This is a genomic window from Hymenobacter mellowenesis, from assembly GCF_030581005.1.
Lineage (GTDB): Bacteria > Bacteroidota > Bacteroidia > Cytophagales > Hymenobacteraceae > Hymenobacter > Hymenobacter mellowenesis.
The window spans coordinates 77,853-102,504 of the sequence record NZ_JAUQSX010000007.1 but is presented as its reverse complement, the minus strand read 5'-3'; the positions used below and the strand labels follow the sequence as shown (position 1 = coordinate 102,504).

The window sequence follows — 24,652 nt, the reverse complement described above, 5'->3', positions numbered from 1 at the left end:
TTGCGGCGTTTGCTTGCCAGGGTATTTGCAAGCAGTATGCCAAGAGTATGACGCCAGCTGAGCCGGCCTTTATTCATCGATAAACGGCCTTTTTTCGCAGATGAAGCCGGCGAATCAGGGCCTCGCGCCTAGGCCCTGGCTGCCGGCGCGGCGCTCGCGCAGCTTGTCGCGCTGCTCGTCTTTCAATTGCTCAAACCGGGCAAACTGCTCGGGCGTGAGCACGGCCCGGATTTGCTCGGTGTATTTGCCTTGGGAGGCTTTCAGTTCCTGGCCCATGCCGCGCTGGCGGCCGTTGGTCTGCACCCGGTCGCGCATGGCTTGCATATCCTGGCGCTGGGCCAGCAGGATGGGTTCCAGTCGGGCCTGCTGGTCGGCGGTGAGGCCAAGCTCTTTGGCGAGGTACTGGGCGCGCCGCTGGGCTTGCTGGTCGGGCGATTTTTGGGTGGCGGCAGGGCCGGGAATGGCTGGCGCCTGGGCCGAGGCGGCACCACCGGCAAGGAGCAGGGCCGAAAGCAGAACGAGGGTCTTGTTCATCAGATTAACGATAGGGGTGATACATGGGCTTGGATGCGGCGAAGCAAAGCGGGTTTAAGCGGCGGCGGGCAAGCTGGAAACCCGGGCGGCACCGGCCAGTCGGGGCGGCCCCGCCAAATCGAAGGGAATTTGCTGCCTATATTTCGGGCCCGCCGCTGTTGCCGTGGCCAAAATCATGGGCAAATAGCGTCGGAACATCTTGTTTCAACCTCATTTTATTTCACACTTCTTCCTCCTTTACACCTAACACATGGCAAGTATTTTCGCCAAAAAACCGTTGGCCGTGCTCCTGGGCGAGGCCAACTCCACCGGGCACGGCACCCTGCAGCGCACGCTGGGCGCCGGCAACCTCGTGGCCCTGGGCGTGGGCGCCATCATCGGGGCGGGCCTGTTTGTGCGCACCGCCGCCGCCGCCGCCCAAGCCTCCGGCCCGGGCGTGACGCTGGCCTTCATCGTGGCCGCCATCGGCTGCGTGTTCGCGGGCTTGTGCTACGCCGAGTTCGCGGCCATGATTCCCATTGCCGGCTCGGCCTACACCTACGCCTACACCACCATGGGCGAGTTCGTGGCCTGGGTTATCGGCTGGGCCCTGATTATGGAATACGCACTGGGCGCGGCCACCGTCAGCATTGCCTGGAGCGAGTATCTGAACAAGCTGCTGGAGGCCGTCCATACAAAGGTTGATTTCGTTAATACGATTCCTTACAACCTCAGCCACTCGCCCTTCGAGAGCGCCGTGGTGAACGGCACGCTGGAGCACGGCCTCATCAACCTGCCGGCTTTGTTCATCATCGTCATGCTGAGCCTACTGCTTATCAAGGGCACGCAGGAATCGGCCATGTTCAACGCCATTGTGGTGGTGTTGAAAGTGGCTATCGTGCTGGTATTCATTGCCGTGGGTTGGCAGTTTATCAACCCCGCCAACCACACGCCCTACCTGATTCCCGAAAACGCCGCGCCCGTGAAAAACGCGGCCGGCGTGGTGGTGCGCGAATACACGGCCTGGAACAAGCACGGTTGGGGCGGCGTCCTCGGCGGGGCGGCCATCGTGTTTTTCGCCTTCATCGGGTTTGATGCCGTGAGCACGGCCGCACAGGAGGCCAAGAACCCCAAGCGCGACATGCCCATCGGTATTCTCGGCTCGCTGGCGGTATGCACGGTGCTCTACATCCTGTTCGGCCACGTGCTGACGGGGGTGGCCAACTGGCGTGAATTTGCCGACCCGGCCCTGGGCGGCGAGGCTTCCGTAACCTACGCCATCAAGGCGCACATGCCCGGCTACGAGTGGCTCGGCACGGCCGTGACGCTGGCCATTCTGCTCGGTTTTTCGTCGGTAATTCTGGTGATGCTCATGGGCCAGAGCCGCGTATTTTTCTCGATGGCCAAGGACGGTTTGATGCCCAAAGCCTTCTCGGAACTGCACCCCAAGTTCAATACGCCTTATAAGTCGAACCTGGCGCTGCTGGTGTTCGTGGGCGCGTTTGCGGCCTTCGTGCCCGGCTCGCTGGCCGGCGATTTGACCTCGTTCGGCACGCTGCTGGCCTTTGTGCTGGTGAGCCTGGGCGTGTGGATTATGCGCCGCTCCGACCCCGACCAGCCCCGGCCGTTCCGCTCGCCGCTCTCGTCGGCCAGCTTCCCGCTGGTGCCCATCCTGGGCGCGGCCATCTGCACGCTCATGATTCTGGCCCTCGACTCGAACACCCTGAAACTGGCCCTGGGCTGGATGCTGCTCGGCTTTGTGGTGTACTTCCTCTACGGCAAGCGCAACTCCATGCTCCAGAAGGGCGTGGTGGTGGTGCCCACCGAGATGGACGAGGAGGCCTTCATCAAGCCCGATAAAAACAACCTGTAAGCCCACCGCCTGCGGCAGGTCGCTTACTTAGAAATCCCCGTCAGCTGATGTTGGCGGGGATTTTTTGTGTTAAGTATAACGCAACTTTACGCGGCGGCCAGCGGTCAGCTGAACGATATTAACATTCCTCCTTCCTGCCGCTATGAAGCAATTTTACTATCGCACAAAATTTGCCGCTTCGGTACTGGCTACCTCGCTGGGCATCAACCTGGCCAGCTGCGGTGAAAATTGTGAAAACTACAATTGCACGCCCTGCACGGAAACCGAAAACCTGGTGGTACGCATTGAAACTGATAGCCGGACGGCAGGTAGTTTCACCAGCGCCGAGGTGGCAGGTGCTTACCTGGTTCGATACGCCCGGCCCGGCTTTGCTACGCCGCTCGACACCATTCGCACCGGCATTTGCGGCCCGAATCTGTTTTGCGCCGTCAACTTGCAGTATTTGCCCTTACCCGTGGCCAACGGCGCGGGGCCTGCGCTGGTTTACCTCAACTACAACTACCGCTTTGTGCTGCCGCGGGTCAACCGCTCCTACGACCTTACCGACCTCGACGTGGCCGACCGGCCCGGAGGCCCGGGCTGCTGCAGCTGCGCCATGAATCTGCGCCGCCGGGCCGTGCTCAATGGCGTGGCCGTGGCCGATGACGGCGCTGGGGCGGGCAACGGCATTGTGCTGCGGCGCTGAGTGGCCGTTTGGGTTAGCCAACCGCCGCTACCAGCGGCGTGGCCCGGCGCAACGGCTGCCACTGTCGGTAGGTGAGGCTGCGCCATAGCCATTCCACGGGCCCGAAGCGGAAACGCGCCAGCCACCAGCGGCAGGCCAGCAGTTGCGCGGCAATAATGGCCACGGCCAGCGGCCACAACAGGGTGGGGCCCACGTGGCCCATCCAGCCCAGCCCGATGCCGTAGAAAAGGAAAACGCCTATCAAGCTTTGGGTCAGGTAGCAGGTGAGCGCCATGCGGCCCATCGGCGCCAGCTGGCGCAGTACGGCCCGGCCCCGGCCCAGCCAGGCCAGCGCAAAAAGCGCTGCAAAGGCCAGCGCCAGTGGCCCTACGCCCAGCGCATAGAGCCCGGCGTGGGCCAGCCCCAGGGCCTCGCCATTGTCATAAGCACTGCCGGCGTTGAGGTAGGCGCTGAGCAGGCTGGCGGGGAGGCCCAGGGCGAGGCCCCACCCGGCCACGCGGCGCAGTAGCGGCAGGTGAGCCGCCGGGCTGCGGAAAATCTGATGCCGGCCCACCCAAAGCCCCAAGAGAAACATGGCCAGCACCTTGCAAATCCGCCATTGAAACAGCAAGCCGCCATATCGGAAGAAAATACTGCCCTGCAGAATGCGCAGATAAGTCCCCCAGTTTTCAGTGGCCACGGCCTGGTAAAAGGTGGTCATCTTCATCGACTCGGCAATGGCCCCGCCAATGGCGTAAAACGGTAAGCCGGGGGTGAGCGGCACAGACGCCTTCCACCCGCCTCCCAGCCAGAAAATAGCCCAAAGCGGAATGGGTAGCAACAGCAGCACCACGACCCAGCGCAGGAGCGCCCGGTCCGAAATCCCCCGTAAGCGCACCAGCAACAGGCCAGCCAAGGCGTAGAACGCCAAAATATCGCCGCTCCAGATGAGCAGCGAGTGCGCCAGCCCAATGCCCAGCAGCACCCACAAGCGCCGCCGGTAGGTGCCCAGCTTGGCGTCGCCGCGGGCCTGCGACCGTTGGAGCTGCACCGCGAAGCCAATGCCAAACAGCAGCGAAAACAAGGAGTAGAACTTGCCGTCAATCAGGGCGCGGATGAGAAAGGCGGCGGCGGGGTCGGTGGCCGCGGTGGCGAGGCTGGCCGGCGCGGGCGCCCCGGTTTCTCCCCACAGCGAGAACGAGGTGAACAGATTGGCTAAGCAAACGCCGAAAAGGGCGAACCCCCGCAAGGCATCCAGTAGGTCGGAACGGTCTGACTCTTCCAGCGGCGCGGCAGCTGATTGGGTAGCGGTGTTATCCATTCAAAAAAAAAAGCAAGGTGATAATTAATCTGTAATAATAGCAGAAAATGCATATTATTTAGACTTTTCTCGACTTTGCCCTTTTTTCCTCGCCAGTAATCGGGTCAGGTACGTCTTTTCGCCTAACTGCTTAATGGAGGAGAAGGAATGCGCTTCCCAACTGTGATGTCACCTTATGGCATACTTAGCTGGCGGCTTTCACTTCGCTTTTAAGCTTTAGCACCCGGTCGCCGTTGTCCTGTACGATGACGAGGGCTGGATTGTCGGCCGTGCCGTTGCGGTGGATTTCGGCGCCCTTGATGGTGCGCGTAACGGGCTCTTTATGGACGGATTCAATCTTGCCAGTGGCCGTGCCGGTGCCGTATTTCCAGTTGACTTTGGTGCCTTTGCGCATGGGGATGGGAGGGAAGGATGGAAAAGAACTGCGGGCAAAATCCGCGTCAGATAATTATTACTTGCATTTTGCCCGCGCCGTTGCCAGCCCGCCGCACACGGGCCTACATTTGACAGAAAGTGAGAAGGAAAGCTGGGTTTTCTGGCGAAATTCTCAATGTCTGCTTCTTTACGCTGCATGAAAATTTCTACATCGAAACTGCCGCTGGCGGCGCTGCTGGTGCTGGCGGCCCCGGCGGCCTGGGCCCAGCCCGGCACCTTCCCGCGCAACGGCGTGTACGACCAGCGCCCGGGCGTGTTTGCCTTCACCCACGCCACGCTCTACACCGATTACCAGACCCGCATCAACGACGGCACGCTGCTGATTCGGGACGGGAAAGTAGTGGCCGCCGGGCCGGCCGGCGCCGTGAAAATTCCGGCCGGAGCCGTGGTGCAGGACGTGGCCGGCAAGTTCATCTACCCCGGTTTGGTGGATGTGTACACCAGCTACGGCGTACCCGACCTCACGGCTGCGCAGCGCCAGGGCCGCCGCGCCGGCCCGCAATTCGAGAGCCTGAAAACCGGCGCCTACGACTGGAACCAGGCTATTCATCCGGAAGTGAATGCGGCCGAGCTGTTCAAAATCAACAACGACCAGGCCACGGCCTACCGGGCGCTGGGCTTCGGAGCGGTGCTCACGCAGCAGGCCGATGGCATCATGCGCGGCACGGCGGCGCTGGTCAGCCTCAACACCAACCGCCGGGAGCAGGAGGTGCTGCTGCTGGACCGGGCCGCCGCGGGCCTTTCGTTCGACAAGGGCACGAGCACGCAGGACTACCCGGGCTCGCTGATGGGCAGCATCGCGCTGCTGTGCCAAACCTACCTCGACGCCGCCTGGAACCAGCGCAACCCGCGCCGCGAGCAGAACCTGTCATTGCAGGCTTTGACGCAGCAGAAAGGGCTGCCGGCCATTTTTCAGGTGAATGACAAGCTCTCGGCCCTGCGCGCCGACCGGCTGGGCGACGAGGCCGGCCAGCAGTACATCATCAAGGGCCGCGGCGACGAGTACCAGCGCCTCGACGACCTGAAAAAGACCGGGGCCGCCTTCATCGTGCCGCTCAACTTCCCCGACGCCTACGACGTGGCCGACGTGTACGACGCCCTGCGCATCCCTCTCGAAGACCTGAAGCACTGGGAACTGGCCCCGGCCAACGCCGCCCGGCTGGCCCAGGCCGGCGTGCCCTTCGCCCTCACGGCGGCCGACCTCAAGGACAAGAAAAAATTTCTGCCTAACCTGCGCAAAGCCGCCCAGTACGGCCTGAGCGAAGCCGCTGCCCTGCGCGCCCTCACCGAAACGCCGGCCCGCCTGCTGCGCGCCCAGGACCGCCTCGGGGCCCTGCGCCCGGGCATGGAAGCCAACTTCATCGTGTGCTCGGCCCACTTCCTGGCCGACGATAACGTGCTGCTCGACAACTGGGTGCAGGGTGAGCGGTACCAGCTCAGCACCGTGCCGGCCGACTACCGCGGCGTGTACAAGCTCAGCCTGACTTCGGCCGAGAAAATCCTGAAAAACGAGTTTCGGGTGGGCTCCGATATGTCCATGCTCATCCAGGGCAAGCCCGAAGCGCCGGAGTTGAAAATTGTGCCCACGGCTGGTGACACCATTAAAGGCACAATTAACGTGACCAATGACCTGGCCACGATTGTGTTTAATCTTAACGACAAACCCAAAGGCAAAGGAGGAAAGGCTGGGGAGGCCAAGCCCAAACCCGCTGCTGCTGACGCCGGCTACACGCGCCTGAGTGGCTACTACACCCAGGAAGGCCGCGTGTTTCAGGGCGATGGGCTGCTGGCGGGATTATCAGCTGAAGGCCTGCCGGTGAAGTGGCGAGCCGTGCGGCAGGAGGAAGCCACCCGCGCCGCCAAGCGTGACTCGGCCAAGGTGCTGCCGCCTCCCGTGCTGGGCAACGTCATCTACCCCTTTGCCGCTTATGGCCGGACCGCCATGCCCGACCAAACGCCTACGCTCATCAAAAACGCTACGGTGTGGACCAGCGAGGCCGCGGGCAAGCTCGAAAACACCGACGTGCTGCTGGAAAACGGCCGCATAGCGCGCATTGGCAAGAATCTGACGCTGCCCAAAGGCGGCCGCAGCATCGACGGCACGGGTAAGCACCTGGCGCCGGGCATCATTGACGAGCATTCGCACTTGGCCATTTCGGGCGGTGTGAACGAGGGCACCCAGGCCGTGACCAGCGAGGTACGGATTGGCGACGTGGTGGACAACGAGGACGTGGGCATTTACCGCGACCTGGCTGGCGGGGTGGTGGCCGCGCAGCTGCTGCACGGCTCGGCCAACCCCATCGGCGGGCAGTCGGCGCTGGTGAAAATGCGCTGGGGCGGCACCCCCGACGAGATGAAAATCAGCGGCGCGCCGGGCTTCATCAAGTTTGCGCTGGGCGAAAACGTGAAGCAAAGCAACTGGGGCGAGCTGAACGTGCTGCGCTTCCCCCAAACGCGCATGGGCACCGAGCAGGTGTTTGTGGACGCCTTCACCCGCGCTAAGGAGTATGAGCAGGAGTGGAGCGCGTGGAATAAGCTGGGCAAGAGCAAGCAGCAGAAAGGCGAGGCCCCGCGCCGCGACCTGGAGCTGGAGGCGCTGGTTGAAATCCTGAACCGCCAGCGCTTTATCACCTGCCACAGCTACGTGCAAAGCGAAATCAACATGCTGATGGGCGTGGCCGACCGCATGGGCTTTAAGGTGAACACCTTCACCCACATTCTGGAAGGCTACAAGGTGGCTGACAAGATGAAAGCCCACGGCGCCAACGCCAGCACGTTCTCGGACTGGTGGGCTTATAAAAACGAGGTGAAGGACGCCATCCCGTACAACGCGGCCATCATGACGCGGGCCGGCCTGAACGTGGCCATCAACTCCGACGACGCCGAAATGAGCCGCCGCCTCAACCAGGAAGCCGCCAAAACCGTGAAATACGGCGGCCTCACCGAGGAAGAAGCCCTGCGTCTGGTCACCATCAACCCGGCCAAAATGCTGCATTTGGATGCTAAAATGGGCTCCATCAAGGAAGGCAAGGATGCGGACGTGGTGCTCTGGTCCGACAACCCGCTCAGCGTGTACGCCCACCCCGAATACACCTTTGTGGACGGCCGCGAAATGTTCAGCCTCACCGCTGATGCCGCCCTGCGCGCCGATATTCAAAAGGAGCGGCAGCGCCTGGTACAGGCCATGCTGGCCGCCAAAAAAGGCGGCGCGCCCACCCAGGCCGCCCCCGGCAAAGCCCAGGGCCTGTGGCACTGCGACACGCTGGGCGAAGAAAAAGAAACCGCGCAGTAACATTTCACCCCCTGCCCCCCTCTCCAAGAAAGAGGGGGTAGGGGGTGAGGTTTCGCCCGCGCCGCCAACCAAATAATTAGCCCTATCCCATGCGCTTCTTCCTCTCCGCCACCTTCGCCCTCACCACCTGCGCCGCCCTGGCCCAGGTGCCCACGCCAGCCCCGGGCCAAGTGAAACCAATGCTCATCACCGGTGCCACGCTGCACGTGGGCAACGGCACCGTGGTGCCCAATGCCGCGGTGGCTTTCGACAAAGGCCGCTTGACGTATGCTGGCCCCGCCGCCGGTTTCACCCAGGACAAGGGCGGCTACGAAACCATTGATGCCACCGGCCAGCAGCTGTATCCGGGCCTGATTTTGCCCAATACCACGCTGGGCCTCACCGAAGTAGAATCCATTCGGGCCACGGTGGATGAAGAGGAAGTGGGCACGCTGAACCCCAACGTGCGCGCCCTCATCGCCTACAACACCGACTCCGACATCCTGCCCACAGTGCGCACCAACGGCGTGCTGCTGGCCCAGCCCACCCCACGTGGCGGCCTGCTGGCCGGCCAGAGCAGCGTGGTGCAGCTCGACGCCTGGAACTGGCAGGACGCCGTGGTGCGCGCCGACGACGGCCAGCACCTGACCTGGCCCGCTATGGTGTTTCGCAACAACCCCAACGAGGAAGCCGCCGCGCTCGAAAAGCGCCAGAAGGCCCGCGAAGCCCAGCTGCGCGACCTGGAGCAGCTCCTGGGTGAGGCCAGCGCCTACCGCCAGCTGCCCGCCGGCCGCCGCGAAAACCTGCGCCTCTCGTCGCTGGCCGGCATTTTCGATGGCTCCAAAACCCTGTACCTGCACGCCGACTACGGCAAGGAAATTATTGAAGCCGTGCGCTTCGCCAAGCGGATGGGCGCGCAGAAGGTGGCCGTGGTGGGCGCCCGCGACGCCTGGATGGTGCTCGATTTCCTGAAGCAGAACGACGTGAGCGTGGTGGTGTCGCGCATCCACGCCCTGCCCCGGCGCGATGCCGACGACTACGACCAACCCTACAAGCTGCCCGCCCAGCTGCAGGCCGCCGGCGTGCGCTTCTGCCTCGACTACCAGGGCTCGATGGAAACGGCGGGCTCGCGCAACTTGGCCTTCATCGCCGGCACGGCGGCCAGCTTCGGCCTCACCAAAGAGCAGGCCCTGACCGCCGTCACGCTCACGCCGGCCCAGATGATGGGCATCGACAAAGACTACGGCTCGCTGGAAGCGGGCAAGAGCGCCACCTTCGTGCTCAGCCAGGGCGACCTGCTCGACATGCGCACCAACGCCGTGACGCGCGCCTTCATCGACGGCCGCAGCATCTCGCTCGATAGCAAGCAGACCTACCTGGCCAAGAAATTTCGCAGCAAGTACGGGCTGTAGCCGGGCTAAAGCGTTGCGGGTACGGGCTTTCTGAAAATCAGAAAATAAGCGCCGCTGAGTATGGCATAATTGCTTTACTTAGCGGCGCTAATATTTTCGGGTTATTCAAACGTAAAACCGTGGTCAGGATGCGAGGCGTTTATCGGGCTTTTCGATTTTGTTGGTGGCTGGGATTGGGAGCCGGCGCGATGGAGGTTGCGTGGGTAGGGCGCGCCGCCGCGCAGCCGGCCCCGGCGACGGCCCAGGCCACTTCCCCGCTGGTTGACAGCCTGAACCAGCGCCGCGCCCAGGCCCCCGACACCGCCCGGCTGCGCCTGCTGCTGGCCGATGCCACCGCCCTGCGCACCACCGAACCGGCCGAAGCCAAACGTCTGGCTGCGCTGGCCTTGCAACAGGCTAAGGCCGCGCCCGCGTACCTCGCCCAGCAGCAAGCAGCCCTGCTGCTCCTGGGCCGGCTAGGCAACGCGGAGGGCGACTTCGCCGCCGCCGCCCAACACCTGCTGTCGGCCCTGCGCCTGGCCGAGCAGCGCCACGACCTGCTGGGCCAGGGCAGTGCTTACCTGAACCTGGCCAGCACCAACAAAAACCTGCAGCAATACGCCCAGAGCCTGCAATACGCCCGCCGCGCCCAGGCCCTGCTGAGCCAGGCCGCTCAGGCCGGCGACGCCCGCGCCGCCAAGCCGCTGGCCGTGGCCTTCAACAACAGCGGCACGGTGCTGATGGAACAAAACCAACTGCCCGCCGCCCGCGCCGACTTCCGGACCTCGCTGCAAAAGTCCCGCGCCCTCGGCGATTCCAGCGTGGCCGTGCTGGCCCTCTACAACCTCGGCGGCTTGGCCTTGAAGCAGAAAAACGGCGCCGAAGCCTACCGCTACTACCGCCAAACGCTGGCCATCGACCAGGCCGACGGCAACGAGCAGGGCCAGGCCGAGTCGTGGCTGAATCTGGGCGACGCCCTGGCCCTGCTGCACCGCACTCCCGAGGCCGAAGACGCCTATCAGCACGCCCTGCGCCTGGCCCGGGGCCTGCACGCGCTGCCCATTGTGCGGGTGATATACAATGGTTTTGCCTCGCTTTATGAAGATAACGGGCAGCCGGCGAAGGCTTTGCAGTGGCAGAAGCGTTTTCAGTTTCTGAACGACTCTATCTTTCAGCAGGAAAGCGCCCAGCAGGTGGCCGAACTGCAAACCAAGTACGACACCGAGAAAAAAGACGCCCGGAACCGCCTGCAAGCGCAGCAGCTGCAGACGCAGCAGCAAGTCATCCGGCGGCGCACCACGCTGCTGTGGGCCGGGGCGCTGGTGGCGCTGCTGCTGGCGGGCCTGGCTTATTCCTGGGTGGCCAGGCGGCGTCTGCGCCGCGAGGTGGAGTTTGCCGAGGAGCGCCAGGCCTTGCAGCAGCTGCGCGCCCAGGCCGTGCTCGATGCCGAGGAAACCGAGCGCCGCCGCATCGGGTCCGACCTGCACGACGGCGTGGGCCAGCTCCTGACGGCTGCTAAAATGAACCTGCAGGCGCTGGGCAGCGAGCTGCACCTGAACACTACCGGCCAGCAGGCCATGTTTCAGAACGCGCTGGACGTGGTGGACGAGAGCTTCCGGGAGGTGCGCAGCATTTCGCACAACCTGCTGCCCAACGCCCTCATTAAGCGTGGCCTGGCCCAGGCCGTGCGCGATTTCCTGAACAAAATTGCGCCCGACGGCCGCCTCAAAGTGCAGCTCGAAGTGGTGGGGCTGGACCAGGGCGGGCGCCTGCCGCCCACGGTGGAGAACGTGCTGTTTCGCGTCATTCAGGAGTTGGTGCAGAACATTCTCAAGCACGCGCAGGCCACCGAAATCACCCTGCAAATCATCCGCAACACCGATGAGCTGACGGTGATGGTGGAAGACAACGGCGTGGGTTTCGACCCCGCCGACCTGGGCGAGGACGCCGGTATCGGCCTGAAAAACATTGAAAGCCGCATGGCCTACCTGGGCGGGCGAGCCGATTTTGACGCCGCGCCGGGCCGGGGCACTACCGTCACGCTGGAAGTGCCGCTGAGCGCGGTGCCGGCCTGACGGGGGCAATGATGAATGCTTCGGGCCGGCCCGCCCACCGGCGCTACAAGGGCCACGGGAATGATTTAATGCTGATTTCATGATAAAAATCCGTGGCCTAATGGGCGGCACTCTGGTTATGCTGGCCCTGGCCGGCGCGGCCCACGCCCAGCCCAAGGCGCAAATCCTGCCGCCCGCCCGCGACACCCGCGAGGTGGATAGCCTGCGCCGCGTGCTGGCCCAGCACCCGCACGACACCTTCGGCACCAAGGCGCTGGTGACGCTGATGTTCAACTTCCAGTACAACGACACGGCCCAGGCCGGCCGCTACGGTCGCCAGGCCGCGCGCCTGGCCACCGCCATCGGCGACCGGAAGCGGCTGGCGCGCGTGGGCTACAACCTGGCCACGCTGGCGGCCCAGGGCGGGCACAACGACGAATCGGTGCAGCTGCACCTGCGGTCGGCCCGGGAGTTTGCCGCGCTGGGCAACCCGCTGTGGGCCGGCCACAACTTCGCCAACGCCGCCAAGCGCCGCATCAACCAGGGCCGTTTTGCCGAGGCCATGCGCCTGAGCTTGCGCGGCCTGCGCCTGCGCCAGGCCGCCCACGACACGGCCGCCGTGGCCGATTCGTACGGGGCCATTGGCCAGATTTACCTGGAGCAGCAAAACCTGCCCGCCGCCCAGACCGCCTACGAGCAGAGCCTGCGCGGCTGGCAGCAGGCGCGGGTGCCGGCCTACGTCATCCACTGCCTCAACCACTTGGCCATCATTCACCGCGACGCGGGCCGCTTCGCGCGGGCGCGGGCCTACGTAGCCAAAGGGCTGGCCGTGGTGCGCACCCAGCCCGATACCACGGCCAACGACGGCCTGCTGCTCACGCTGGCCGTGCTGGAGCAGCACCAAGGCCACTGGGCCGCCTCGCTGCCGCTGCTGCGCCGGGTGGAGGCGGCCTTCAACCGCCGCGTGGCCGGCAACCTGACGCCCGGCGCCCGCGCCGACCTGTATTCCATCCTGGGCGAGTCGCTGGTGCAAACCGGGCAGGCCGCCGCCGCCGCGCCCTACCTCGCCCAGGCCCTGGCCCTGGCCCGCTCCAACCGCGACCTGCAGGAGGAAGCCGACGCCCTCGAAGGCCTGGCCGACTTGGCCGCCGCCCGCGCCGACTACCGCGCCGCCTTCGCTTACCGCCGCGACATGGAGCTGCTGCGCGACACCCTGCGCCTGGCTGCCACCACCCGCACCGTGGCCGAGCTGCAAACCCAGTACGAAACCGAACAGAAGGAAGCCCGCAACCGTGTGCAGGCCGCCCGGCTGCGCACCCAGCAGCAGGTCATCCGGCGGCGCAGCGTGCAGCTGTGGGCGGGGCTGGCCATTGCGGCGCTGCTGGCCGGCGTGGGCTACCTGCTGCTGAACCGCCGCCGCCTGCGCCGCGAAGTAGAGTTTGCCGAAGAGCGCCAGGCTCTGCAGCAGCGCCGCGCCGCCGCCGTGCTCGAAGCCGAGGAGGCCGAACGCCGCCGCATCGGGGCCGACCTGCACGACGGCGTGGGCCAGTTACTGAGCGTAGTGAAGCTGAACGTGCACGCCTTGAGCGAGGAACTGGCCCCGCGCCTGAGCCCCGACGAGCAGCGCCGCTTCGGCGACGCCCTGGGGCTGGTGGACGAGAGCGTGTGCGAAGTGCGCGACATTTCGCACAACCTGCTGCCCAACGCCCTCATCAAGCGCGGGCTGGCCCGGGCCGTGCGCGAGTTTCTGGACAAGATGCAGCAGCCCGGCCGCCTGCGCATTCGCCTCGAAACCCTGGGGCTCGACGACGTGCGGCTGGCGGCAAACGTGGAAAGCACGCTCTACCGGGTGGTGCAGGAAGCGGTGCAGAACATTGTGAAGCACGCCCGGGCCACCGAAATCAACCTGCAGCTCATCCGCCATGCCCACGAGTTGACCCTGCTGGTGGAAGACAACGGCGTGGGCTTCGACCCCGCCGCCCTGGGCCCCGACGCCGGCCTGGGCCTGCGCAACATGGCCAGCCGGGTGGCCTACCTCGGCGGCGCGCTCGACATCGACAGCCGCCCTGGCCACGGCACCACCGTTGCGGCCACCGTGCCGCTGCCGGCCTGAGGCCCCGATATTGTGCGGTAAATTCTTTTGAAATTGATGCGAAGCCCGGCTAAATTGAAGTATGTTTGAATTAATGTATTAGCAGGAGAAGCGGGTTGGCCTGAGCCGGTCAATCAATCCCGCGTTGCTTGCTGGTCGACTCCTTCTATAATTTCTGCAAACATCCCTTCCATGTCCGACGCACAAGCTGCCCCGGCCCGCACCAACCTGCTGCTGGTAGATGACCACCAGATGGTGATTGAAGGCATTAAAACCCTGCTCAAATCCGACGGTACGGTGCGCGTGGTGGCCCAGGCCAATTCCGGCGCCGATGCCCTGCGCTGCCTGCACGACCACCCCAGCATCAACGTGGCCCTCGTGGACCTGAACATGCCCCAGATGAGTGGCGTGGAGCTCACCCGGCACATCTGCGCCAGCTACCCGGCGGTGCGAGTGCTGGCCCTGAGCATGTTTCACGACCACACGTCGGTGATGGAAGTGCTGGAGGCGGGCGGGGCCGGCTACCTGCTCAAAAACACCACCCGCGCCGAGCTCAGCGCCGCCATTGCCAACGTGGCCGCCGGCCGCACCCATTTCAGCCAGGAAGTGGGCCAGACGCTGCTTCAGCACCTCGATGTGCCAGCCCAGCGCCCCAGCGCCGCCCCAGTGGCCGAGCTGACCGCCCGCGAAAAGGAGATTCTGCGCCTCGTGGCGGCCGAAAAATCCAACCAAGACATTGCCACGGCCCTCTTCATCTCGGAGCGCACCGTGGAAACGCACCGCAAAAACATCCTCACCAAAACCAGCTGCAAGTCGGTGGTGGGGCTGATTCAGTACGCCATCAAGCACAAACTGCTGGCGTGAGGGGGGAAGCCTAGGAGATGTACTGGAACGTCATGCTGAGCGCAGCCGAAGCATCTCTACCGCGCGAGTAATCCATTTACTATGGCGGTAGAGATGCTTCGGCTGCGCTCAGCATGACGTTCAGGGTGCACCCATCCCTTCCTCATCCTGCCCGTTCCCATCATTTCGGCGTTCTTTTGCGTTATGCACCCACGCGCCCTTTTCCGCGCCCCCGCTGATGATTCGATTGCTGTCGCTGATACTGTTGCTGCCTGTTTTTGCCCACGCCCAAGCTTCCTTCGTGCCCGATGAGCGGGCGTATTACGGCCTGATTGACCGCGGCAGCGGACGCTGCCTTGACGTGGCCGGCGCCAGCACTACCAGCGGCGCGGCCGCTGTGCAGTGGGAATTCACGCACGCCAACAGCCAACAGTGGCGCTTTGTGCCCATCCGTCAGGGCAGCGAGTATTACCGAATTGAATCCAAAAACAGCAGCTTGTGCCTGACCGCCGACAAGCCCGGCGAGAACCAGCCGCTGGTGCAGCGCCCGTACCAGGGCGGCGAGCAGCAGCAGTGGCGGCTGGTGCCGGCCGGCCCAGCCGGCAGCTTCCAGCTTGAAAACCGCAGCGAAACCCGGGTGGCGGCGCTGGCCGCCTCGGATAAGTTCAACGGGACGCCGGTGGTGGCTCAGAAGGGCAACGGCCGGGCCAGCCAGCAATGGCGCCTGTTTCGGCTCCGCCTGAATGTGTTGGAAGGCCCGTCGTCCTTCGGCGCGCCCAAGCCGCTGGCCGGCCTCAACTCGCCGGGCAACGAACTGCATCCTGTGCTCAGCCCCGATGGCAGCACGCTGTATTTTGCCCGCACCAAATTTGCCGGCAACACCGAAGGCAACACCGATTCGGGCGATGCCTGGGTGAGCCAGAGCGCCGACAAGGGCCAGACCTGGGGCGCCCCCACGCGCCTCGACGCCGTAAATACCGCCCAGAATAACGAGGTAGTGGCCGCCACCGGCTCGGATGGCCGCACGTTGTTTGTGCGCGGCACGTATGATTCCAACGGGTTTCGGGACGAGGGCGTGAGCAAGGTGAGCAGCGCGGCGGTCGGCAGTGGCCCAGCGAAAGGCTCCCGGCCTTCGCCGGTGGGTATCAGTAATTTCTACACAGCGGTGCCCGGGGCGGGCTATTTTGTAAGCAACGATGGCCAAATCCTGCTGCTTTCGCTGGAGCGCGGCGACTCGGAGGGCGGCAACGACATCTACCTGAGCCGGCCCGACGGCAAGGGCGGCTTCGGCGAGCCCACCAGCCTGGGGCCGGTGCTGAACTCGCCGGGCTTTGACTTCGCGCCCTGGCTTACGCCTGACGGCAAAACCTTGTATTTTGCCTCCTACGGGCACATGGGCTATGGCTCGGCCGATATTTTCGTCAGCCAGCGTCTTGATGACAGTTGGAGCAAGTGGAGCGAGCCCCGCAACCTGGGCCCCGCCCTAAACGGCCCCGGCTTCAACGCCTACCTCAGCCTGACGCCCGACGGCAAAACGGCCTACTACTCGTCGTCGCCCGCGCCCAACGCCACCAGCGACATCTGGCGCACCGGCCGCGCCGTGCCTACCGATTCGCTCCCGGCCGCGCCCGTCGCAGCCGTTGACTTCGACCCCAACGTGCGGGCCTTTTTGAGCGGGCGCGTGCTGGATTCGCGCACCAAGCAGCCTGTGGCCAGCGCCGTGGTAAAAGCCAACCTGCTGGCCAATGCGGCCGGTGTGCAGTACAACGCCACCAGCCGTTCCGATAACACCGGTGGCTACCAGCTGTCCTTGCTGCCGGGCAAATACTACCTCACGGCCACCGGCGGCGGTTTCCTCACGGTGGGCGACACGGTGGTCATCGCCGGCTCGCCCCGCCGCGACCTGCTGCTATTGCCCGCCGCTGTGGGCGCTAAAATCGACCTGCCCAGCATCCTCTTCGCCCAGGGCAAAGCCACGTTGCTCGGCACGGCCTACGCCGAGCTGAACCGCCTGGCCATTGCCCTGCAAGCCAGCCCCGCCACCGAAATCCGCCTCGAAGGCCACACCTCCAACGAGCCGCCCGCCGACAAGAACCAGCAGCTCTCCGAAGACCGGGTGACCGAGGTGAAGCGCTACCTCGTGGGCCGCGGCGTGGCCGAAAGCCGCATTACCACCGTCGGCTTTGGCGGCTCGAAGCCCAAGTACAGCAACGACCGCGAGGAAACCCGCCGCCTCAACCGCCGCGTGGAGTTGGTAATAGTGAAGTAGCTTGGACGCTGCGAGTCCGAGCAGCGAGCAGAGCGAGCAACTTGCGTCAGGAAGCTTGCAATTCCGCCTGCTCGCTTTGCTCACTACTCGGACTCGCAGCGTCCAAGCTACTTCGGCCGGCGCCAGATGAAGCCGTCGAGCACGTAATGAGTTGATTGGGGCAGGGCCAACAGCGGTACCAGCCACATGAGCAACACCGGGCTGGCCACCGTCGGCAGCTGCTGAAACCAGCCGAACACGGCGCCGTGCTCGCGCCACACCAGCCCGTCCCACAGCCCTTCTTCCAGAAAAGCGAATAGGGCCACGGCCCCCAGAAACACCAGCAGGCCGTAGCGGCCGGCCCAGGCGCCCCGCCGGGGCGGCGCGGGCGCCTGCCGCGACGACGGCCCGCCGTTCCAGACCAGCGCCAGGTAAGGAATGCCGTGCGACACCACGTTGAGCAGCGTGAAGGCCAGGTCGCCGTTGAACCAGACAATGCCGGCGTACCACGATGCCAGCGTGCCGCCCAGTAGCAGATTGCGGGGCACATTAAAAGTGCGGGTGCGCCGCCAAAGCAGCGCCTCCCGAACGGTATAGGCTATGATTAAGGCCACGTATAGCACCGTGGCTACTAGCCGGCCGGCCGGCCAGTCCGTTTGCACAAACTCCCCATCGATGAACCAGTTGAAGTTCCGCCCCGGCGAGAGGTGCCAGTACAGGAGTGGGTAGATGGTGGCGTAGTAAATCAGCACCGTGGCCAGCCAGGCGCCTTTGGTGCGCGGCTCCTGCCGCCCATACAGCCGCAGAAACCCATACTGCTGCCGGATGAAATGAAACACCGCCAGGTACGCCAGCACCCGCCAGAACACCAGCCCGCCCAAGCTGTGCAGGGCCACGCCGGCCGCGTAGCAGGCCAGCGGCACCACCCACAGCAGGGTGCGCCGCTGCCGCCGCTTCAGCGGGTCGAAATAGGTCTGGAACAGGGTGCCGTACACATGAGCCACGTCGATGAGCACCACCAGCGCCACCCAGGCCAGCAGCGGCATCTCGGCCGTGCTGCGGTAGGCGGGGGGGAGCAGCAGCACCAGCCCCAGCGCCAGAAACGGCGGCGCCAGAATCAGCAGCCCGTCATAGCGGGCCGAGCGAATCCAGGGTTGGGGCATAAGCGGATAGAATGAGGATAGAAAAATCGATGGCCCGTCATGCTGAGCGCAGTCGAAGCATCTGTACCGCGAGAGTAAATGATTACGTTGCGCGGTAGAGATGCTTCGACTGCGCTCAGCATGACGTTCCTTTTATCAGACACCGGCCGTTTCAAGCATCTCCCGCGCCGCCCGGATGCCTTGGTAAAAGCCTTCCTCAAAAATAGAAATACCGCTGAAATCCGTGTGCGCGAAGTAGATGCGGTCCCGCACGGGCTGCATAGCGGCCTGCCGGGCGCCCCCCCACACCAGGCCAGGCGTGGGGGCTACCATGCCGTGGCCCCACACCCAGAGGTCGGCGTTTTTGAGGTAGGGCGTCACGCCGGGGTGGTAAGTTTCGAGCTCGGCCACCACGCGGGGCAGCCACTCGGCGTAGGGCGTTTGGTAGGCGCGGCGACGGGCGGGGCCGGGCGCCTCGTCGGTGAGGGGCCAGTAGAGGGTGATGACCTTGGGCGCGCCGCTTTCCTGCCGCACCGACTGCTGGCTTGCATTAATGTAGCCCAGCGAGGCGCTGCCGTAGCGAACATTGTCCCAGCTAAGGGGGCGGCCGGGACCTTGCGGCAGGCCCTCCACGGTGAGGTTGGCGATGAGCCAGGGGGCGTGATGCAGGGCATCGGGCGGGGGAAGGGCGTGGCCGGGAATGCCGGCCAGCAGCCGGTGGGCCACGTGCTGAGGCGTGGCCAGCAGCACACGCCGGGCCCGCACGCGGGTGCCCTGGCGGGTGGCCACGTTGTAGGTGAGCACCTCGACGCCGCTGGCGGTTTCGCGCAGGTCGTAAGCCAGCGTGTGGTTTTGAATGGCCCCGCCACCCCAGCGGCGGAGGTGTTCGGTGAGAAAATGGTTGCCCTCGGGCCAGGTCAGCACGTCGCCGCCGGTGGCGTTATGGGCGCGGCCCTTGCGGCTGGCGAAGTAGTGCAGCCCCGCCCAAGCCGAAACTTGAGTTGCCAGGGCGCCATAGTCGTCGCGGCAGGCGTAGTCCAGGTACCAGCGCAACGGCGCGGCTGTGAAGCCTTCGCGAGTTAGGTAATCGGCAAAGGAAATTTGGTCGAGCTGGCGGTATTCCGCATCGGCCGAGGCGTGGTCGAGCGGGATGCAGAAGGCGTCGCGGCCATCGTGTCCCTTTGCCGTTTTCAGGATTTCAATCAGCTTGAAGAAGCGGGCAAACTGTGCCTGCTCGTCGGCCGAAAGATTGAGGCTGGGCACCAGCCCGTCCTGCCAGTGGCCGTCGATGCTCAACCGCTCGTCGGGGTCGTGGCAAAGGTGATAGTCGCTGTAAATGGGTAATCCGTCGGGCGCGTAGCCGGTAAGCGTGCCAGTTTCCTGCAGAAACTCCAGCAGCTCCACGTTGCGTACGTCGGGCACGGGCAGGTAGTGCGCCCCCCAGGGGTAGGCCGATGCGGCGTTGCGGCCGGCGGCGGCGTTGCCCCCGGTTTCGGCGGCCAGCTCCATCAGCAGCGTATTGGTGAGACCGTGGCGGTGCAGCCAGCGTCGAGCCGAGAGCCCCGCCACGCCCCCGCCGATGATGAGTACCTCGGTTTCGAAGGTTTCGGTGGGGGCGGGAATGCGGCTGGGGTCGCGCAGCAGGTGGCCGGTGGTGGCGTCCTGCCCCTGCATCCGGCCTTTAATGTGGGCCAGCGAGTTAGTAGGTGCGCAGCCGGGCAGGGCCGGCAGCAGCAGCGCGCCGGTGAGCGCCGCGCCGCCTTGGGCCAGAAAAGTGCGACGGTTGGGCATGGGGAGAGGCGGGGAGGTAGGAAGAAGGGGAGATGGAAAGTGGGAAGAGGGGCGATTTGAAGAAGGGCGTTTTTATTTCAGCACGTCATGCCGAGCGCAGCCGAGGCATCTCGCATGTGGTAGTTATCCAATCGTAAGAATTACTCCGGCACGCGTCATGTCTCGACTGCGCTCGGCATGACGTACTGGGATGAAAATGCCTGAGTTATCAATGCACATACGGCCCCCAGTCCTCCTCAAAATACCGCACCAGGGCCTGGTTATTCAGCTGATTTACCTCGGTTGGTACCTCGCTCATGTCGGGTGGGAAGCGGAGCATGTCGTGAATAGTGCCGGGGGTGATGTAGCGCAGGCCCGATGGCAGCGGCCCGGCATCGCCGCGCCAGTGGGCGTCGGGGCCGGCCAGCACGTAGCCCCACTCGCCGAAGGAAGGCACGTAGAGGTGATAGGGCAACGTGTGCAGGCCCACGGCCGCCAGCGTGTGGGCCACGCACCAGAACGACTGCCGCGCCAGATACGGCGAGGTGCTTTGCACCACCATGCGCCCGCCGGGTGCCAGCCGCTTGGCTAGCGCCGTGTAGAACGCGGCTGAGTAAAGCTTGCCAATGGAGTAATTGCCAGGGTCAGGAAAGTCGACGATAACAGCATCATAATGCGCCGTGTCCTGGCGCACCCACTGGTAGGCATCAGCATTGATAACCTGCACTTTTGGATTGTTTAGCGAGCCTTTGTTCAGGGCCAGTAGCAGCTCGTTGTGCTGGAAAATACTAGTCATGCCCTGGTCAAGGTCGACTAGCTTAATGCTTTGAATGTGAGGATATTTTAGTAGCTCACGCACGGCCAAGCCATCGCCGCCGCCCATCACGAGCACCCGGCGGGCCTGGGGCAGCGCCTGCAGCAATGGGTGCACCAGTGCCTCGTGGTAGCGGTATTCATCGGCGGAGCTGAACTGCAGGTTGCCGTTGAGAAACAGGCGCAGCTCGCGCGGGTTGCGGGTGAGGACGATGCGCTGGTAAGGCGTCGACTTCGAGTAAATGACCTGGTCCTGAAACGCCAACGTTTCGGTGTAAGCCAGCAGCCGGTTGGCGAAGCCAAACAGCACCGCCAGCCCCAGCAGCGCCACCGCGATGCCCACGCCAAAGCGCCGCCGGTAAGGCCGCGTTTCGGGGAAGCGGGCCAGTACCACGGCGGCCACGGCTAGGTTCAAAGCCCCAAACAAGAGCGAGGTCCGAATCAGCCCGAGCTGTGGAACCAGCACGAGCGGGAATATGAGCGAAGCCAGCAGCGCCCCTACGTAATCGACGGCAAACACCCGCGCCACCAAGTCCTTGAACTGGTAGCGGTTTTCCAGAATGCGCATCAGCAGCGGGATTTCGAGCCCCACCAGCACGCCCGTGAGGCCCACCAGCACATACAGTAGCAGCCGAAACGAGGCGACGTACTCGAACGACACGAACAGCAGCGGCGCCATGCACCCGCCCACGATGCCCACCAGAATTTCGAGCCGGATAAACCAGCGCAGCAGCGAACCTTCCAGGAATTTTGATAGCCACGAGCCGATGCCCATGGCAAAGAGGTAGGCCCCGATGATGGTCGAGAACTGCGTCACCGAGTCGCCCAGCAAATACGAGGCTAAGGTGCCGGCAATCAGCTCATAAATCAGCCCGCAGGTGGCAATGACGGCCACCGCCAGCAGCAGCAAGCCCGGCGACTGCTGCCGCCGGGCCGCTGGGGCCACCACCGGCTCCAAGTCGGTTTCAACCATGAATGGCGGCGCTGATGATGAGGGCCACGGCCAGCATAAACGCCGCGCCCAGAATGGCCAGCGCCGTGTTGTGGTCCTCTATTATTTCCTTGCGCAAGGTGCCCGGCGTCAGCTTGTTGAACACGTAAAAGCTGACCACCAGAATGAAGATGCCGAGCAGCGAATACACGATGGAGGCCGTGAACGCCTTGGGGTTGAGGTATTCCATAAACTGAAAAATTACTTGTGATAAAAGCGGGCGTGGCCGACGGTGCTGCGCCCGCCCCCGGAGCCGGCGGTGAGTGTTTCGGTGCTTTCGTTGTCGTCGCCGAGCAGGCGGGTGCCGGTGGCCGTGCCCCAGGCAAACCAGCCCAGCGGCAGGAGCAGCAGCAGCGCGTAGAGGCGCACGGGGCGCAGGGAAATTAGCAGGCGTTCGAGCATGGCGGCGGTTTATTCGGCGTCGTAGGGGTTGTAGTCGCTGTTGGCCCAGCGGTTGCGCTCGTGGAAGTGCTGGCGCAGGGCCTGCAGCATCGGCAGCAGCAGCACCAGCCCGACCACCACGAAAAAGTTTGACGGCAGGGCCGGGTCGGCCCATACCTGCACGCTGATTTCGGGCGAAACACCCTTCTCGGTGAAGGGGTAAAAATTGAGGTGGTAGCGGCCGGCCGGCACCCGCGAGAGTACGGCGTCGACGTCGCGGCTGCCTTCGCTCCAGCTTTCGCCGCCTTCCACGCCGCTGTAAAACTCGATGTTTTTGGTGAACTCGAAGCCCCGGCCGGTTTGCTCGTCCACGAGGCTCACGGGCAGCTCCAGCCACTGGTTGCTGAGCGTGGCTTTCAGGTCGATTTCGAGGGCGGTTTGGTGGTCGAGCGTGAAAGAGGGCGATACCAGTACGCGCCCGGTGCCGGGCGGCGCCGACGCTGTGGTATCGGCCTCCACCTGAATGGTTTGGCTCAGTATCGGCTGGGTGCTCCAAAACGCCAGCACCAGCTGCGTGAGCAAGAGCAGCGCGACCACAATGCCCGTCAGGCTCCACAGGGCCGACGAGCTTTCGCTGCCGGGGGCCGGCTGCACGGCGCCTGTGCCTTCCTGGTGGGGCAACGCGCTGCGGCTGAGGTGGAAGGCTTCGGCCAGCTCATTGGGCGCCACGTGGTGGCCCCGGTACCAGTTTTGCTCCTTGCCGCGCTGTTCCTGCACCAGCAGGCGGGGCGGGTTGATGTATTCGGTGACGTGCAGCGTGTCGTCGCGTTCAATGTCCCAGTCAAACTCGCCCAGCGCCCAGTTCACGCGCGACTGGTATTTGTTAAATATTTTGAAATCACCCAGCTTGTACTCCTCCCGGTCGGCATCGAGCTTGCTGGCTGCCCAAATAAAAGTCCAGTGCCCGTCGAACTCGGCCAGCTGCGCATATTGCTGGGTATCGGCCTGATACAGCTGGTACTCGCGCCAGCTGTATTGCGGGTGGTTGGCCTCGCGGCGCGACACCACGCCCAACACCCGGAACGTGCGCCCCCGAAGCGTGCCCACCGCGCCAATGGGCAGGGCCGGGGCGGTGGGCGGCGCCTGGTCGTATTTGCCGAACACCTTGGGCTGCGCCTCGCCCGACCACCGAAAGTAGGCGTGGCAGTGCGGGCAGGCGTAGTATTCGCTGCCTTCCACGTCGTAGTACGTGATGCTGGTGCCACACTTGGGGCAGTTCAGCTGGGCCGACTCGGGCCGGGGAGTAGCGGTTTCGCTCATCGGCGGACTTCGGTTTTGCTGTGTTCGGTGCCCCCGAAAAAGGCCAGCGTGGCGGCGTAGATGCCGCGCACCGTGGCCGCGTTGTCGCGCCGGAAGTTCGACAGAAACACGTCGAACGTGGCCAGCCCGTGCTCGGGCCAGGTGTGGATGCTCAGGTGCGACTCGGTGAGGGCCAGCACGGCCGTGAAGCCGCCCGCGCCGTTTTCATCGGCCGGGAAGCTGTGGTAGGCTTCGCCCACCTTTTCCAGCCCGAAGGCCAGCACCTGGGCATCGAAAAAGGCGCGGCAGGCGTCCGCGTCGTGCAGGGCGGCTGGCGGGGCGGCAAACGTGGCAAGAATGTGGAGGCCGGGTAAATAAGGAGGCATAACGTGGGCGCGGGGCATCGCGGTGGCAAGATAGCAAAATGCCTTTGTTCGATTTATCGCGGCGCCCCCGGAAGCATTACACCGATGCCCAGCGCAATGGTTGGGCACTGGCCGCCGCCCGGCCGGGGCGCACCAGCTAGGCGAAACCCTTTTCGCGGAAACCGGGCCTTTTGCGCTTTGCCGAAATTTATTTCGGGCGGCAACCCGCTCCACGGGCTGGAAACGGCATTGGCACAGTTGGCACTGCGATTGAAAACAGGGGAGGCATCAACCCATTATTCCCCAGTCAGCCATGCACAACATCGACCGAACCCTTCAGGAATTTGAATCCGGGGCCGCCGTCAACGGCGAATACGAGAACTACGAAACCACCGGCGAATACGGCCAGGAACTGGGCCAGGAATTCGAGTATGGCCAGGAGCTGGGCCAGGAGTTCGAAAGCGAATTCAACGGCGAGTTCAGCAACGAATACAACGGCGAGGCCTACGAAATGAACAACGAGGAAGAGCTGGTGGGCGAACTGCTGGAAGTAACCAACGAACAGGAGCTGAACCAGTTTCTGGGCAACCTGGTGAGCCAGGTGGCGGGTGCGGCCTCGCAGCTGGCCAAGTCGCCGGCCGGGCAAAGCGTGGGCCGTTACCTTGTCGATTTCGGCAAGAAAACCCTGCCGCAGCTGGCCGGCCAGTACGGCGGGCAGGCCGGCGCCGCCTTGGGCGGGCGGGCCGGGGCCGCGCTGGGCGGCCGGCTGGGGCCGCTGGGCGCCCGCGCCGGGCAGTGGGCCGGCCGCAAGGCGGGCGGCTACGCGGGCTCGGCGGCCGGCAACTGGGTGGGCACCCAGGCCGGCAACCTGCTGGCCGACAACGCCAAAAAGGTGTTTGGCCTGGAACTGGAAGCCCTCAGCCCCGAAAACCAGGAGCTGGAAATTGCCCGCGCCTACGTGCGCTTTGCCCGCGACGTGGCCCGGCGCTCGCACCGCGCCCTGCGCCGCAACCCGCGCCTGCGCCCCGGCGCCCTGGGCCGGCAGGTGCTCACCGCCTCGGCGCCCTATTACGCCCCCGGCCTGCTCGATGGCGGCCTGCAGCTCAGCGGCCCGGCGCGGCGCGCCCGCTGCGGCCAGTGGGAGCGGGGAGCCGACGGCACGGTGGTCCTCTACGGCTTGTAGCCA

General features: G+C 64.6%; 19 protein-coding genes. 9 read left to right on the top strand and 10 right to left on the bottom strand.

From position 1 onward, the window contains the following. Positions 1-114 precede the first annotated feature (114 nt). A complete protein-coding gene (locus Q5H92_RS14335) occupies positions 115-534 on the bottom strand; it encodes a DUF4890 domain-containing protein (protein ID WP_305012222.1) in 420 nt (139 codons plus the stop codon). A 250-nt stretch (positions 535-784) separates the two neighbouring features. Between Q5H92_RS14335 and Q5H92_RS14330 the strand changes: the two genes are divergently transcribed. Together Q5H92_RS14330 and Q5H92_RS14325 are read left to right on the top strand one after the other, a co-directional pair. Further along, a complete protein-coding gene (locus Q5H92_RS14330; protein WP_305012221.1) occupies positions 785-2,386 on the top strand; it encodes an amino acid permease in 1,602 nt (533 codons plus the stop codon). A 142-nt stretch (positions 2,387-2,528) separates the two neighbouring features. Next, positions 2,529-3,071 (top strand): hypothetical protein, encoded by a 543-nt coding sequence (locus Q5H92_RS14325; RefSeq protein WP_305012220.1) that lies wholly within the window; start codon positions 2,529-2,531, stop codon positions 3,069-3,071. A gap of 13 nt (positions 3,072-3,084) precedes the next feature. On the opposite strand, the gene Q5H92_RS14320 is transcribed toward Q5H92_RS14325, so the two are convergent. Both Q5H92_RS14320 and Q5H92_RS14315 read right to left on the bottom strand, forming a co-directional pair. Next, on the bottom strand, positions 3,085-4,371 hold the full coding sequence (locus Q5H92_RS14320; protein WP_305012219.1) for a DUF418 domain-containing protein: 1,287 nt from the start codon (positions 4,369-4,371) through the stop codon (positions 3,085-3,087). 184 nt (positions 4,372-4,555) lie between these two features. Further along, positions 4,556-4,765 carry a hypervirulence associated TUDOR domain-containing protein gene (locus Q5H92_RS14315; RefSeq protein ID WP_305012218.1) on the bottom strand — a complete coding sequence of 70 codons (210 nt, stop codon included), beginning with the start codon at positions 4,763-4,765 and terminating at the stop codon, positions 4,556-4,558. Between the two features lie 177 nt (positions 4,766-4,942). Between Q5H92_RS14315 and Q5H92_RS14310 the strand changes: the two genes are divergently transcribed. From Q5H92_RS14310 to Q5H92_RS14285, 6 genes are all read left to right on the top strand, one after another. Further along, positions 4,943-8,098 carry an amidohydrolase family protein gene (locus tag Q5H92_RS14310; RefSeq protein WP_305012217.1) on the top strand — a complete coding sequence of 1,052 codons (3,156 nt, stop codon included), beginning with the start codon at positions 4,943-4,945 and terminating at the stop codon, positions 8,096-8,098. Positions 8,099-8,187: 89 nt separating this feature from the next. Then, complete coding sequence (locus Q5H92_RS14305) at positions 8,188-9,489, top strand: amidohydrolase family protein (RefSeq protein ID WP_305012216.1); 1,302 nt, start codon at positions 8,188-8,190, stop codon at positions 9,487-9,489. A gap of 188 nt (positions 9,490-9,677) precedes the next feature. Continuing rightward, positions 9,678-11,543: a tetratricopeptide repeat-containing sensor histidine kinase gene (locus Q5H92_RS14300; RefSeq protein ID WP_305012215.1), complete on the top strand. Its 1,866-nt coding sequence runs from the start codon at positions 9,678-9,680 to the stop codon at positions 11,541-11,543. A gap of 79 nt (positions 11,544-11,622) precedes the next feature. Beyond that, positions 11,623-13,635 (top strand): tetratricopeptide repeat-containing sensor histidine kinase, encoded by a 2,013-nt coding sequence (locus Q5H92_RS14295; protein ID WP_305012214.1) that lies wholly within the window; start codon positions 11,623-11,625, stop codon positions 13,633-13,635. A gap of 171 nt (positions 13,636-13,806) precedes the next feature. Continuing rightward, entirely contained in the window at positions 13,807-14,478 is a 672-nt protein-coding gene (locus Q5H92_RS14290; RefSeq protein WP_305012213.1) for a response regulator, read from the top strand. A 217-nt stretch (positions 14,479-14,695) separates the two neighbouring features. After that, positions 14,696-16,726 (top strand): RICIN domain-containing protein, encoded by a 2,031-nt coding sequence (locus tag Q5H92_RS14285; RefSeq protein WP_305012212.1) that lies wholly within the window; start codon positions 14,696-14,698, stop codon positions 16,724-16,726. 107 nt (positions 16,727-16,833) lie between these two features. Here Q5H92_RS14285 and Q5H92_RS14280 read toward each other — a convergent pair whose 3' ends face one another. The 7 genes from Q5H92_RS14280 to Q5H92_RS14250 form a co-directional block, all read right to left on the bottom strand. Continuing rightward, entirely contained in the window at positions 16,834-17,868 is a 1,035-nt protein-coding gene (locus Q5H92_RS14280; RefSeq protein WP_305012211.1) for a hypothetical protein, read from the bottom strand. Between the two features lie 135 nt (positions 17,869-18,003). Then, entirely contained in the window at positions 18,004-19,638 is a 1,635-nt protein-coding gene (locus tag Q5H92_RS14275) for an NAD(P)-binding protein (RefSeq protein ID WP_305012210.1), read from the bottom strand. A 208-nt stretch (positions 19,639-19,846) separates the two neighbouring features. Further along, positions 19,847-21,403, bottom strand: a complete 1,557-nt coding sequence (locus Q5H92_RS14270) for a polyamine aminopropyltransferase (protein ID WP_305012209.1) — start codon at positions 21,401-21,403, stop codon at positions 19,847-19,849. Further along, positions 21,396-21,611 (bottom strand): DUF350 domain-containing protein, encoded by a 216-nt coding sequence (locus tag Q5H92_RS14265; RefSeq protein ID WP_196294974.1) that lies wholly within the window; start codon positions 21,609-21,611, stop codon positions 21,396-21,398. Before Q5H92_RS14265 ends, Q5H92_RS14270 begins: the two co-directional genes overlap by 8 nt. Before the next feature lie 11 nt (positions 21,612-21,622). Then, complete coding sequence (locus Q5H92_RS14260) at positions 21,623-21,823, bottom strand: hypothetical protein (RefSeq protein WP_305012208.1); 201 nt, start codon at positions 21,821-21,823, stop codon at positions 21,623-21,625. A 9-nt stretch (positions 21,824-21,832) separates the two neighbouring features. Next, on the bottom strand, positions 21,833-23,122 hold the full coding sequence (locus Q5H92_RS14255) for a DUF4178 domain-containing protein (RefSeq protein ID WP_305012207.1): 1,290 nt from the start codon (positions 23,120-23,122) through the stop codon (positions 21,833-21,835). After that, complete coding sequence (locus Q5H92_RS14250; RefSeq protein WP_305012206.1) at positions 23,119-23,487, bottom strand: S-adenosylmethionine decarboxylase family protein; 369 nt, start codon at positions 23,485-23,487, stop codon at positions 23,119-23,121. The genes Q5H92_RS14255 and Q5H92_RS14250 overlap by 4 nt, the downstream gene beginning before the upstream one ends. 292 nt (positions 23,488-23,779) lie before the next feature. On the opposite strand from Q5H92_RS14250, the gene Q5H92_RS14245 reads away from it, so the two are divergent. Beyond that, on the top strand, positions 23,780-24,649 hold the full coding sequence (locus Q5H92_RS14245) for a hypothetical protein (RefSeq protein WP_305012205.1): 870 nt from the start codon (positions 23,780-23,782) through the stop codon (positions 24,647-24,649). Positions 24,650-24,652: the final 3 nt, after the last annotated feature.